The organism is Bradyrhizobium sp. BR 10261, from assembly GCF_019455395.1.
Lineage (GTDB): Bacteria > Pseudomonadota > Alphaproteobacteria > Rhizobiales > Xanthobacteraceae > Bradyrhizobium > Bradyrhizobium manausense.
On the sequence record NZ_JACOFQ010000006.1, the window covers coordinates 38124 to 50660 of the forward strand.

Here is a 12537-nt window from a genome sequence, read left to right on the forward strand (position 1 = left end):
CGGAAGACCAGCCTCCACTTTTCCGGATCATGCCGTAAGCAGCTTTTCGCGCCGTGGCGCGTTTGATTGCCTTGGCCTCCCGGAACCGAGATGCTATCCCAGCCCCGACCTTCAGCGGCCGAAAGGCTCCTTTCCGCGCGGGCGAACCACCGCCAAGCGCTTCATTTCAGACGGATTTCAGACATGACGCAGGTCGACCACAACCGCATGGCCAACGCGATCCGCGGCCTCTCGATGGACGCTGTCGAGAAAGCGAAATCGGGCCATCCCGGCCTGCCGATGGGCGCTGCCGACATCGCCACGGTGCTGTTCACGCAGTTCCTGAAATTCGATGCCGCAGTTCCGGCCTGGCCGGATCGCGACCGCTTCGTGCTCTCGGCCGGCCACGGCTCGATGCTGCTCTACTCGCTGCTGTACTTGACCGGCAATTCCGAAATGACGCTGGACCAGATCAAGCAGTTTCGCCAGGTCGATTCGCTGACGCCGGGGCACCCGGAGAACTTCCGCACCAAGGGCATCGAGACCACCACCGGTCCGCTCGGCCAGGGCATCTCGACCGCGGTCGGCATGGCGCTGGCCGAGAAGATGCTCGCCGCCGAGTTCGGCAAGAAGATCGTCGACCACCATACCTATGTGCTCGCCTCCGACGGCGACCTGATGGAGGGCGTGTCGCAGGAAGCGATCGCGATGGCCGGCCACTGGAAGCTCGGCAAGCTGATCGTGCTCTACGACGACAACGGCATCTCGATCGACGGCCCGACCTCGATCTCCGATTCGGTCGACCAGGTGAAGCGCTTCAAGTCCGCGGGCTGGGCCGCCGAGAAGATCGACGGTCATGACCAGGCCGCGATCGCATCTGCGATCGCCCGCGCGCAAAAATCCAACAAGCCGACTCTGATCGCCTGCCGCACCACCATCGGCTTCGGCGCGCCGCACAAGGCCGGCACCGCCAAGGCGCATGGCGAAGCACTCGGCGCCGACGAGCTGAAGGCCGCCAAGGAAAATCTCGGCATCTCGCTCGAGCCGTTCTCGGTGCCCGATGACGTGCTGAAGGCCTGGCGCGCAGCCGGCTCCCGTGGCGCTGCGGCGCGTCAGGAGTGGGAGGCTCGGCTCGGCGAACTCGGCAGCCGCAAGCGCGCCGAGTTCGAGCGCCGCCTGCGCCATGAGCGCCCGGCTTCGCTCGCCAAAGCTATCCGCGCCTACAAGAAGGAACTGCTGGAAAAGCCGCTTGTCGCGGCCACGCGCAAATCGTCGGAAGCGGTCATCGAAGTGATCGCCGGCGCGATGCCGATGGAATTCCTCGCAGGCTCCGCCGACCTCACCGGCTCCAACAACAACAAGGCGAAGTCGGCGACCGCGTTCTCGGCCAAGACGCCGAAGGGCCGTTTCATCCATTACGGCATCCGCGAGCACGGCATGGCGGCTGCGATGAACGGCATCTTCCTGCATGGCGGCTTCGCGCCGAACGGTGCGACCTTCCTGGTGTTCACCGACTATGCGCGGCCTGCCATGCGCCTCGCCGCATTGATGGGCGCCGGCGTCGTCTACGTGATGACGCACGATTCCATCGGCCTCGGCGAGGACGGCCCGACCCATCAGCCGGTCGAGCATCTCGCAGCGCTCAGAGCCATTCCCAACATGCGCGTGTTCCGTCCCTGCGATGCCATGGAAGTCGCCGAGTGCTGGGAGCTTGCGCTGAACCGCGTGGACGGCCCGACCGTGCTGGCGCTGACCCGCCAGAACCTGCCGCAGCTCCGCACCACCGCGCCGAACGACAACCCTTGCGCGACGGGCGCCTACGAACTGGTTCCGGCACAGGGCGAAGCCAAGGTGTCGCTGTTCGCCTCCGGCTCCGAGGTCGAGATCGCGGTGGCCGCCCAGAAGCAGCTCGCCGAGCGCGGCATCGCGTCACGGGTGGTTTCGGTGCCCTCGCTCGAGCTGTTGTTAGCGCAACCAGAAGCCAAGCGCGCGGCGATCATCGGCAACGCGCCGGTGAAGGTCGCGATCGAGGCTGCGGTGCGCTGGGGCTGGGATGCCGTGATCGGCCAGGACGGCGAATTCGTGGGCATGCATTCCTTCGGCGAAAGCGGTCCGGCGAAGGAGCTTTTCAAGCATTTCGGCATTACCGCCGAGGCCACGGTTAACGCTGTGCTGAAGCGCATTTCCTGAGAGTTGAGCTTGCCAAAAAAAAGGACTACGTAAGGTCCCATATGATCAAGCACCGCCCGGCCGAACCGGGCGTCCGCCTCTAAAAAACCCTCGCAGGCGCGCAAAGCGCGCGTTGTGCGGGACGATGGGGTCATTGAACAGCCGTCACTGAACGGTCATAAGGAGACGAAACATGGCAGTCCGCGTTGGAATTAACGGTTTTGGTCGCATCGGCCGCAACGTCCTGCGGGCTATCGCCGAATCCGGCCGCAAGGACATCGAGGTCGTCGGCATCAACGATCTCGGCCCGGTCGAAACCAATGCTCATCTCCTCCGCTATGACAGCGTCCATGGCCGCTTCCCCGGCACCGTGACCGTCGAGGGTGACTCGATCAGCCTTGGCAGCGGCAAGATCAAGGTCACTGCCGAGCGTGATCCCTCGAAGCTGCCCTGGAAGGATCTCGGCGTCGACATCGCGCTGGAATGCACCGGCATCTTCACCTCGAAGGACAAGGCCTCCGCGCATCTGACCGCCGGGGCCAAGCGCGTGCTGGTCTCCGCGCCCGCCGACGGCGCCGACGCCACCATCGTCTTCGGCGTCAACCACGAGACGCTGACCAGGGATCACCTGGTCGTCTCCAACGGTTCCTGCACCACCAACTGCCTCGCCCCGGTCGCCAAGGTGCTGAACGATCTCGTCGGCATCGAGACCGGCTTCATGACCACGATCCACGCCTATACCGGCGACCAGCCGACGCTGGATACGCTGCACAAGGATCTCTATCGCGGCCGCGCGGCGGCGATGTCGATGATCCCGACCTCGACCGGCGCCGCCAAGGCCATCGGCCTGGTGCTGCCCGAGCTGAAGGGCAAGCTCGACGGCGTCGCGATCCGCGTTCCGACCCCGAACGTCTCGGTCGTCGACCTCAAGATCGTCGCCAAGCGCGCAACCGACGCCAAGGAAATCAACGCGGCGATGAAGCGCGCCAGCGAGCAGCAGCTCAAGGGCGTGCTCGGCTACACCAATGCGCCGAACGTCTCGATCGACTTCAACCACGACCCGCACTCCTCGACCTTCCATGAGGACCAGACCAAGGTGCAGAACGGCACGCTGGTGCGCGTGATGTCCTGGTACGACAACGAGTGGGGCTTCTCGAACCGCATGGCCGACACCGCCGTTGCGATGAGCAAGGTACTCTAAGCAGGGTCTCGTGTCCCGGACGCGATGCAGCGTGAAACGCTGCTTCGCAGAGCCGGGACCCGTCTAACCGCGGGACTCGCAGTGATGTGGGTCCCGGTTCTGCAGCGCACCGCTTCGCGCTGCGCAGCGCCCGGGACAAGAGAGCCGAGCATGACCAACAAATTCCGCACCCTCGACGACGTCGACGTGAAGGGCAAGCGCGTGCTGCTGCGCGTCGATCTCAACGTGCCCATGGACAATGGCCGCGTCACCGACGCGACCCGGCTCGAGCGCGTCGCGCCGACCATCAATGAAATCGCGGACAAGGGCGGCAAGGTCATCCTGCTCGCGCATTTCGGCCGGCCGAAGGGACGCGACCCCAAGGAGTCGCTGAGGCCCGTCGCGGAAGCGCTGGCGAACGTGTTGAAGAGGCCCGTCGCCTTCGCTGACGACTGCGTCGGCGAGCCTGCGGCCAAGGCGGTTGCGGCGTTGAAGGATGGCGACATCCTGTGCCTGGAAAACACCCGCTTCCACAAAGAGGAAGAAAAGAACGATCCGGCCTTCGTCGCGGAGCTGGCCAAGCTCGGCGACATCTGGGTCAACGACGCGTTCTCGGCGGCGCACCGCGCCCACGCCTCGACCGAAGGTCTCGGCCACAAGCTGCCGGCCTATGCCGGCCGCACCATGCAGGCCGAGCTCGACGCGCTGGAGAAGGCGCTGGGCTCGCCGACCAAGCCGGTCATCGCCATCATCGGCGGCGCCAAGGTCTCGACCAAGATCGACCTGCTGGAAAACCTCGTGACCAAGGTCGATGCGCTCGTCATCGGCGGCGGCATGGCCAACACCTTCCTGCATGCCCAGGGCGTCGCGATCGGCAAGTCGCTGGCCGAGAAGGAGCTTGCGCCCACGGCGCTGCGGATCATGGAGAAGGCGGAAGCCGCCAATTGCGCGATCATCCTCCCCGTCGACGCCACCGTCGCCTACCACTTCGCGGCCAATGCGCCCTCGCATGCCTACGGCCTCGATGCGATCCCGGCCGACGGCATGATCCTCGACGTCGGCCCGCAATCGATCGTGCGCGTCCAGGCCGCGATCGACGATGCCGCCACGCTGGTGTGGAACGGGCCGCTCGGGGCGTTCGAGATGCAGCCGTTCGACCGCGGCACGGTCGCGGCCGCCAAGCACGCGGCCGAGCGCACCAAGGCCAAGAAGCTGATCTCGATCGCGGGCGGCGGCGACACGGTCGCGGCCCTCAACCAGGCCCATGTGGCAGGTCAATTCACCTATGTCTCGACCGCCGGCGGCGCATTTCTTGAATGGATGGAAGGCAAGCCGCTGCCCGGCGTCGAAGTGCTTCGCACCAAGTAAACTGGCAGCAGGTCATTCAAACGGCAGGAAACAAGCGGCCCTCAGGCCCAAACGGAGAGAAAAACAGATGGCTCGGATCACGTTGCGTCAATTGCTCGACCATGCGGCTGAGAACGATTACGGCGTACCGGCCTTCAACATCAACAATATGGAGCAGGCGCTGGCGATCATGGACGCGGCCAACCAGGTCGACGCGCCTGTCATCATCCAGGCCTCGCGCGGCGCGCGCTCCTACGCCAACGACGTCATGCTCAAGCACATGATGGACGCGGTGACCGAGATCTATCCGCACATTCCGGTGTGCGTGCATCTCGACCACGGCAACGAGCCCGCGACCTGCATGACCGCGATCCAGGCCGGCTTCACCTCTGTCATGATGGACGGCTCGCTCAAGGCCGACGGCAAGACCCCCGGCGACTGGGCCTATAATGTCGGCGTCACCAAGACCGTGACCGACATGGCCCATCTCGGCGGCATCTCGGTCGAGGGCGAACTCGGCGTGCTCGGCTCGCTCGAAACCGGCATGGGCGACAAGGAAGACGGCCACGGCGCCGAAGGCAAGCTGTCGCATGATCAACTGCTGACCAATCCGGACGAGGCCGTGAAATTCGTGCAGGAGACCAGGGTCGACGCGCTGGCGATCGCGATGGGGACTTCTCACGGCGCCTACAAGTTCACCCGCAAGCCTGACGGCGACATCCTCGCCATGAACGTGATCGAGGAGATCCACCGCAAGCTGCCGAACACCCATCTGGTCATGCACGGCTCCTCGTCGGTGCCGCAGGACCTGCAGGACATCATCAACGCCTATGGCGGCAAGATGAAGCCGACCTGGGGCGTGCCGGTGGCCGAGATCCAGCGCGGCATCAAGAACGGCGTGCGCAAGATCAACATCGACACCGACAACCGCATGGCCATGACCGGCCAGATCCGGAAGGTGCTGAAGGACAATCCGGAAGAGTTCGATCCGCGCAAATACCTGAAGCCGGCGATGGAAGCCATGACCAAGCTGTGCAAGCAGCGGCTGCAGGAGTTCAACACCGCAGGCCAGGCCTCGAAGATCAAGAAGGTGCTGACCACCGCCGAGATGGCCAGGCGCTACGCCAAGGGCGAGCTGGACCCCAAGGTCGCGTAAGCGATCGCGCGGGTGGCGTAAGGCCCTCCGCTGGCACCTTCTCCCGTCATTCCGGGGCGCCGCAAAGCGGCGCGCCCCGGAATGACCGATGCCCCCTCCCCTGCGACCAACGTTGTCTCGGCAATTGCCCGAGAACGGTCTATTTTCACGGGCAAGGGCAGAATCGTTTTGGGAGGACCTCTCGATGAATCTGACTGAGCTCAACAGGATCGCGACCGCCATGGTCGCACCAGGCAAGGGCATCCTTGCCGCCGACGAATCCTCCGGCACCATCAAGAAGCGGTTCGACGCGATCGGCGTGGAATCGACGGAAACGAACCGCCGCGACTATCGCGAAATGCTGTTCCGCGCCAAGGAGGCCATGCGCCAGTACATCTCCGGCGTGATCCTCTATGACGAGACGATCTGGCAGGATGCCAAGGACGGCACGCCGCTGATCAAGCTGATCGAACAGAGCGGCGCCATTCCCGGCATCAAAGTCGACGAGGGCACGCAAGCCTTACCGATGTGCCCGGGCGAGCTTGTCACCGTCGGGCTCGACAAGCTCGCCGAGCGGCTGAAGAAATATTACGAGCGCGGGGCGCGCTTTGCCAAATGGCGCGCGGTGATCGATATCGGCAGTGGCATTCCCTCGATGACCGCGATCAGCGTCAATGCCCATGCACTGGCGCGCTACGCCGCGCTGTGCCAGGCCGCGCAGATCGTGCCGATCGTCGAGCCGGAGGTGCTGATGGACGGCGACCACGACATCGACCGCTGCTATGAGGTCACGAGCCGCGTGCTCAACAAGACGTTCCAGGAACTGCGCGTGCAGCGCGTCGCGCTCGAAGGCATGGTGCTGAAGCCGAACATGGCGATATCAGGAAAGAAGTGCCCGAAGCAGGCTTCCGTCGAGGAGGTCGCGGAGAAGACGATCCGGCTGCTCAAGGCCTGCGTGCCCGCGGCGGTGCCCGGCATCGCCTTCCTCTCCGGCGGCCAATCCGACGAGGAGGCGACCGCGCATCTCAACGCCATGCACAAGCTCGGTCCGTTACCTTGGGGCCTGACCTTCTCCTACGGCCGCGCGCTGCAGGCCGCGCCGCAGAAGGCCTGGTCGGGACGGCCCGAGAATGTTACGGCCGGACAGAACGCATTCAGTCATCGTGCCCGCATGAACGGCCTCGCCTCCAGGGGCGAATGGCAAAGCAGCCTGGAAAAGAAGGCAGCCTAGACCTTGTCGAACAAATCGCCTCCGCCGCGCCCGGCGCCGCGTCTCTATCTCGCGACGCCCGTGGTCGATGATCCCGCCGCGCTCCTTGCCGAATTGCCTGATCTGCTCGCAGCCGTCGATGTCGCGGCCGTGCTGGTGCGGCTGAAGGAGACCGACCAGCGCACCATGATCTCGCGGATCAAGGCGCTGGCGCCGGTCGTGCAGAACGCCGGCGCGGCCCTGCTGGTCGAGGGCCACCCCGAGATCGTCGCGCGCGGCGGCGCCGATGGCGCGCATCTTTCGGATATCGCCGCGCTGGAAGAGGCGATGCCGTCGCTCAAGCCCGATCGCATCGCCGGCGTCGGCGGGCTCGAGACGCGCCACGAATCCATGAATGCGGGCGAGATGGGCGCCGATTACGTGCTGTTCGGCGAGCCCGACAAGAAGGGCCAGCGGCCCTCGGCCCAGGCGATCGCCGAGCGGCTGGACTGGTGGGCCGAGCTGTTCGAGCCGCCCTGCGTCGGCTTCGCCGCCTCGATCGAAGAGGCTTACGACTTTGCCGCCAGCGGCGCCGATTTCGTGCTGGTCGGCGATTTCATCTGGGCCGATCCACGTGGGCCCAAGGCCGCGCTGATCGAGGCCGACGCCGCGATCAAGCAGGCCTTCGCGGCGGCTGCCGTGGGCCAGGGCTAGCAGGCCACATGACGCTCCCGCGCATCACCCTTGTGGCCACGCTGCTGCTGGCAACGCCCGCGCTCGCGCAGCTCCAGATCACGCCGCCGGCGACAATCCCGAGCCCCGCGACCGACAAGCAAAAGGCCAAAGAGCCTGCGAAGGAAAAGCCAAAGGCCACCCCGCACACGATCACCAAGAAGAAGGAGCCGGCGCCGAAGCCGTCAGCCTCGCCGAGCCCCACGCTGCCGGCGACCGTGATCCCTGCGCCGCCAACCGACAATTCCAACGTCGATCTGGTGTTCGGCGCCTATCAGCGCGGCCAGTACAAGACCGCCTTCGACCTCGCCAGCGCGCGCGCCCAGACCGGCGATGCCAAGGCCATGACCATGCTGGGCGAGCTCTATTCCAACGCCATGGGCATCCGGCGCGACTACGCCAAGGCGGTCGAGTGGTACAAGCGCGCCGCCGATGCCGGCGATCGCGAGGCGATGTTCGCGCTGGCGATGCTGCGGATGGCCGGCCGCGGCGGCCCCGTGGACAAGGGCGAGGCGGTCAAGCTGATGGCCTCCGCCGCCAAGCTCGGCGAGCCCAAGGCGGCCTATAATCTCGCGCTGCTTTATCTCGACGGCCAGACCCTGCCGCAGGACGTCAAGCGCTCCGCCGAGCTGCTGCGCCAGGCGGCCGATGCCGGCCTGCCCGAGGCGCAATACGCGCTCGCCACCTTCTACAAGGAAGGCACCGGGGTGCCGAAGGACCCCGAACGCGCGGTGCGGCTGCTCCAGGCGGCCTCGCTCGCCGACAATGTCGATGCCGAGGTCGAATACGCCATCGCCATGTTCAACGGCACCGGCACGCCGAAGAACCAGCCCGCGGCCGTGGCCTTGCTGCGCAAGGCCGCCCGCCAGGGCAGTGCGATCGCGCAGAACCGCCTGGCCTGGGTTCTCATCAACGGCATGGGCGCGCCCGTGGACAAGGTCGAGGGGTTCAAATGGCACCTGGTGGCCAAAACATCAGGCAAGGGCGATCCGGAGCTCGATAAGCAGCTGGCCGATCTGCCGGCCGATGACCGCGCCAGGGCAGAGGCCGCCGCCAAGAAATGGCTCGGGAACAAATGACCTGACGCAAGTGAGCTGCAAAGGACCCGAATGACTTGACCTTTGGCCCCTCGCGGGGCACCCAATCCCCTCAAATGGCGCCTTCCGCGCCCCTCCCCCGTCAAAGACTGATCTCATGCTGTATTCCGCCACTATCAACGTCATGGTCAAAGCCGCGCGCCGCGCCGGCCGCAGCCTCAAGCGCGATCTCGGCGAGATCGAGCATCTGCAGGTTTCGCTGAAGGGGCCGGCCAATTTCGTCTCGCTCGCCGACAAGCGCGCAGAGGAGATCCTCTACCAGGACCTCGCCAAGGCGCGGCCCGGCTACGGCTTCATCGGCGAAGAGGGCGGAATGCGCGAGGGCACCGACAAGAGCCACACCTGGGTCGTCGATCCCTTGGACGGCACCACCAACTTCCTGCACGGCATCCCGCAATTCGCGATCTCGATCGGCCTCGTGCGCGAGGGCACGGTCATCGCCGGCGTGATCTACAACCCCGCCAATGACGAGCTCTACATCGCCGAGCGCGGCAAGGGTGCCTTCCTCAACGACCAGCGCCTGCGCGTCGCCGGGCGCCGCCAGCTCAGCGAATGCGTGGTGGCCTGCGGCCTGCCCCATATCGGCCGCGGCGACCACGAGGAATTCCGCCGCGAGATGACCGCAATCCAGGACCGCGTCGCCGGCCTCCGCCGCTTCGGCGCCGCCTCCCTCGACCTCGCCTTCGTCGCCGCCGGCCGCCTCGACGGCTATTGGGAACGCAATCTGCAATCCTGGGATATCGCCGCCGGTATGCTGATGGTGCGCGAGGCCGGCGGCACGGTGAGCGACATCAACACCTCTGGCGATGCGCTGGTCACCGGCGATGTCGTGTGCGGGAATGAGCACGTGCACGGGGAGCTGGTGAAGATCTTGAAGCGGCTCGGGCAGTAGGCACGTCGAGGCGATCCGCCGTGACCGCCCAGCGCGCTGCGTCAGGCGGCGCGTTGGCTGGGCCGCGACAGATCCGGACAAAGCACGAGCTTGCCCTCAAGACCGCCGGCCTCGAGGCGACGGTGAGCATCGACGACCTCCTCAAAAGGGATACGCCCGGCGATGCGCGGCCGGATTGCGCCCGTTGCCAGAAGCCCGAACAGTTGCTCCAGGTCATCCTTGAACCAGTCGGGATGTCGCGCCCGCATGGCGTTGACCGAGTAAAAACGCGCTCGCTTGCCGCCGGGCAACAATCTCCACAGATAAAGGCGCGCGATCTCCAACAAGATAGGAATCATTCGACGCTGTGCCTGCACGCTCGCCGAGAAACCGATGGCACAGAGCAGGCCACCTGGCTTCAGCGCCGCGTATGAGCGACGATAGCCGTCTTCGCCAACGCCGTCGATGATGACATCGAACCCGCCCGGCACGATCCGCGTGAAGTCCTCATGCTGGTAGTCGATCGGCGTCGCCCCCAGCTCTCTGACAAGCGCCATGTGCTCGCCGCGTACAGTGCCCCACAGCTCGAGGCCGGCCAATCTTCCGAGCACGATCAGCGCCTGGCCGACTGCGCCGGCGGCCCCGTGCACGAGCACACGTTGACCTCGCTGGACCCTGGCCGCGCGGTGCAGAAGCTGATGCGCAGTCGTCCAGCTTAAGATCAGCGCGGCCGCTTCAGCCGCGTCCACGCCCGCCGGCACGCGGGCCACGTCCCTCGCCCGAAGCGTGCGATACTCGGCATTTGACCCGACCACTGTCATGTCGGCCACGCGGTCGCCAATCTGAAAGTCATGCACGCCTTCGCCGAGTTGATCGATTGCCCCCACCACGTCGTAGCCCATCACGAAGGGCGGCCGGAGGCGCATCGTTTGCGGATAGAGGTGACGCCTGATCAACACCTCGGTGTAGTTGAGGCTCGAGGCGAGTACGCGAACACGCAGCTCGCCCGGGCCGGCGATCGGCAGGTGAGCGTCGACGACCTCCAGTCTCTCGGGATCACCGAAGCGGCTGACCTGAACAACGCGATTGCGCTGCTCCATCATGGGCGGTCTCCATGCAATGCCGTCATTCAGCGAGGGCGGGCAGACTGCCGCCAAGCCGGAGAAATAGAATTGATCCAGATCAATCTTCAGGCTGCACTCTTTGGAATTCTCCTCCAGCCAAAAACCGTTTGGCGGCACCTTTTTTCATTGGAGGAGAAAATGCCTGCAGTTGCTATGCAGTTCGTTTCGCATCCAAGACCCGGTAGTGATCTTGCGACCATCTTACAGCTGGCAAAAGACGGCGCGGCACTTTGGAGAAAACACGGAGCCGATGTCAGCTATTGGTCAGTGATCGGCGGCGAGGTCGGGAACTACGCCTTCGTCGCTCGTTTCGACAGTGTCGAATCCTATGGGCGCGCCCTGGCCTCACTAGGTGCCGATCCAGCGTTCGCAGAATTTCAAGCCAAGCGGCTGAAGGCTGGACAGTCGGATTGGGTACGTTCGAACATTTCCATCCAGGTCGATCTTTGACGGAACGCCTTCCGTCCCGAATGCGAGACCGCCTTCGGGCGGTCTCTTGCTACGCGATCAAAGCGGATATCGTGGACGATTGTGAGTGGCTACCTAATCGTCGTCTTCATCGTCACGAAACTCGCCGCCGAGGGTGAGGCCCTCGATCATTGTGGCGCCCTTCGACTTGGTCACGCGGCGAACCGGGACTGAGCTCTCGCTTCGCAAGGCGTCCATCAACTGCTCCGAATGGGTGACAATCCAGATGTCGGCGCGGCTCGATGCCTTGACGATCAGACGGGCCAATGGCGCCAGCAGCGACGGATGCAGGCTGGTCTCGGGTTCGTTCAGGGCGATGAACGGCGGCAGCCGATAGCCCATGAACACCGCGAGCAGGCAGATGTATTTCAGCGTCCCGTCGGATAGTTCATGCGCCCTGAACGGCCGCGGCATATCCTCCAATTGCAGATCGAATTCACACAGGCCGCCTTCTTCCCATGCGCGGAGCTCGGCGCCCGGGAAGGCATCCTGGATTGCGTCCTGCAGGTCGGCGGCATCTCCCCTGATCGTATAGAGCGTCGCCAGGGCCGCAGCCAGATCGCTGCCATCGGCACTGAGCGAGGGCGTCGTGATCGCCAGGCACGGCTTTCGGATCGGTGACGCCGGATCGGTGCGAAAGTCGTGATAGAAGCGCCAGCCCAGCATTGCATTCCTGATCAGATCGATCTCAGGGCATTCCTTGCCGTCGAAAAAGCCCGCAAGCGCGGGCTCGGACGGCAGCACCGCGTCCTTGTGGCTGGTCCATGCGCCGCTGCCGCCGCGGATGCTGACGAGCGAATTCTTCCGCTCCATCAGTCGAACCGTTCGCTTGCCCTGCGTCGCCTCGATGCTCTCTTCCTTGATCATTGGCTCGCCGGCAAACGCCGCCGCGACCGGGCTGGGGAATCCGATTTCGATGGAATATTTCAGGCGATCGAATCTGGCCGACAACCGCAATCGCCCATCTTCGCCGCGTTTGCGGATGCCTGACCAGCAGACCGAATTCAGTCCGCCCTCCTCGGCGATCGTGCGCGTGATCCGCCCGGTCGCCGCGTCGCGCAACAGCGACAGGGACTTGTAGAGATTGGATTTGCCGACGCCGTTCTCGCCAACGAACACGGACAGGGGGTGGATTGGGAGGGAGAGCCGCCTGATGGAGCGATAGTTCGAAATCGCAATGTCGGTCGGACGCATCAGGTGCTCTCAACAGGCGGGTAGCATTCGCGACGCGAATTGCACGTGCTTT

General features: G+C 65.0%; 11 protein-coding genes. 9 read left to right on the top strand and 2 right to left on the bottom strand.

The annotated features are described in order from the left end of the window. Nucleotides 1-183: 183 nt before the first annotated feature. From tkt to HYH07_RS08455, 8 genes are all read left to right on the top strand, one after another. Complete coding sequence (gene tkt / locus HYH07_RS08420) at nt 184-2169, top strand: transketolase (RefSeq protein WP_220002069.1); 1986 nt, start codon at nt 184-186, stop codon at nt 2167-2169. A 172-nt stretch (nt 2170-2341) separates the two neighbouring features. Further along, nucleotides 2342-3349: a type I glyceraldehyde-3-phosphate dehydrogenase gene (gene gap / locus HYH07_RS08425; RefSeq protein ID WP_220002070.1), complete on the top strand. Its 1008-nt coding sequence runs from the start codon at nt 2342-2344 to the stop codon at nt 3347-3349. A 150-nt stretch (nt 3350-3499) separates the two neighbouring features. Next, on the top strand, nt 3500-4696 hold the full coding sequence (locus HYH07_RS08430) for a phosphoglycerate kinase (protein ID WP_220002071.1): 1197 nt from the start codon (nt 3500-3502) through the stop codon (nt 4694-4696). A gap of 67 nt (nt 4697-4763) precedes the next feature. Beyond that, complete coding sequence (gene fba / locus HYH07_RS08435) at nt 4764-5831, top strand: class II fructose-bisphosphate aldolase (RefSeq protein WP_220002072.1); 1068 nt, start codon at nt 4764-4766, stop codon at nt 5829-5831. Between the two features lie 184 nt (nt 5832-6015). After that, complete coding sequence (locus HYH07_RS08440; RefSeq protein WP_220002073.1) at nt 6016-7041, top strand: class I fructose-bisphosphate aldolase; 1026 nt, start codon at nt 6016-6018, stop codon at nt 7039-7041. Nucleotides 7042-7044: 3 nt separating this feature from the next. Next, a complete protein-coding gene (locus HYH07_RS08445; RefSeq protein WP_220002074.1) occupies nt 7045-7713 on the top strand; it encodes a thiamine phosphate synthase in 669 nt (222 codons plus the stop codon). An 8-nt stretch (nt 7714-7721) separates the two neighbouring features. Then, the gene (locus HYH07_RS08450; RefSeq protein ID WP_220002075.1) at nt 7722-8810 is read left to right on the top strand and encodes a tetratricopeptide repeat protein; all 1089 of its coding nucleotides are present in this window, start codon (nt 7722-7724) and stop codon (nt 8808-8810) included. A gap of 115 nt (nt 8811-8925) precedes the next feature. Next, nucleotides 8926-9720: an inositol monophosphatase family protein gene (locus HYH07_RS08455; protein WP_220002076.1), complete on the top strand. Its 795-nt coding sequence runs from the start codon at nt 8926-8928 to the stop codon at nt 9718-9720. Nucleotides 9721-9761: 41 nt separating this feature from the next. On the opposite strand, the gene HYH07_RS08460 is transcribed toward HYH07_RS08455, so the two are convergent. Beyond that, nucleotides 9762-10802, bottom strand: coding sequence for a medium chain dehydrogenase/reductase family protein (locus HYH07_RS08460; protein ID WP_220002077.1), 1041 nt, complete (start codon nt 10800-10802; stop codon nt 9762-9764). 69 nt (nt 10803-10871) lie between these two features. Between HYH07_RS08460 and HYH07_RS08465 the strand changes: the two genes are divergently transcribed. Next, on the top strand, nt 10872-11273 hold the full coding sequence (locus HYH07_RS08465) for a hypothetical protein (RefSeq protein WP_228749321.1): 402 nt from the start codon (nt 10872-10874) through the stop codon (nt 11271-11273). Nucleotides 11274-11366: 93 nt separating this feature from the next. On the opposite strand, the gene HYH07_RS08470 is transcribed toward HYH07_RS08465, so the two are convergent. After that, nucleotides 11367-12485 (bottom strand): AAA family ATPase, encoded by a 1119-nt coding sequence (locus HYH07_RS08470; protein ID WP_220002078.1) that lies wholly within the window; start codon nt 12483-12485, stop codon nt 11367-11369. Nucleotides 12486-12537 lie beyond the last annotated feature (52 nt).

Coding starts and splice junctions, on each gene's coding strand:
- tkt (WP_220002069.1), top strand. CDS start 184: ATGACGCAGGTCGACCACAACCGCATGGCCAACGCGATCCGCGGCCTC.
- gap (WP_220002070.1), top strand. CDS start 2,342: ATGGCAGTCCGCGTTGGAATTAACGGTTTTGGTCGCATCGGCCGCAAC.
- HYH07_RS08430 (WP_220002071.1), top strand. CDS start 3,500: ATGACCAACAAATTCCGCACCCTCGACGACGTCGACGTGAAGGGCAAG.
- fba (WP_220002072.1), top strand. CDS start 4,764: ATGGCTCGGATCACGTTGCGTCAATTGCTCGACCATGCGGCTGAGAAC.
- HYH07_RS08440 (WP_220002073.1), top strand. CDS start 6,016: ATGAATCTGACTGAGCTCAACAGGATCGCGACCGCCATGGTCGCACCA.
- HYH07_RS08450 (WP_220002075.1), top strand. CDS start 7,722: ATGACGCTCCCGCGCATCACCCTTGTGGCCACGCTGCTGCTGGCAACG.
- HYH07_RS08455 (WP_220002076.1), top strand. CDS start 8,926: ATGCTGTATTCCGCCACTATCAACGTCATGGTCAAAGCCGCGCGCCGC.
- HYH07_RS08460 (WP_220002077.1), bottom strand. CDS start 10,802: ATGATGGAGCAGCGCAATCGCGTTGTTCAGGTCAGCCGCTTCGGTGAT.
- HYH07_RS08470 (WP_220002078.1), bottom strand. CDS start 12,485: ATGCGTCCGACCGACATTGCGATTTCGAACTATCGCTCCATCAGGCGG.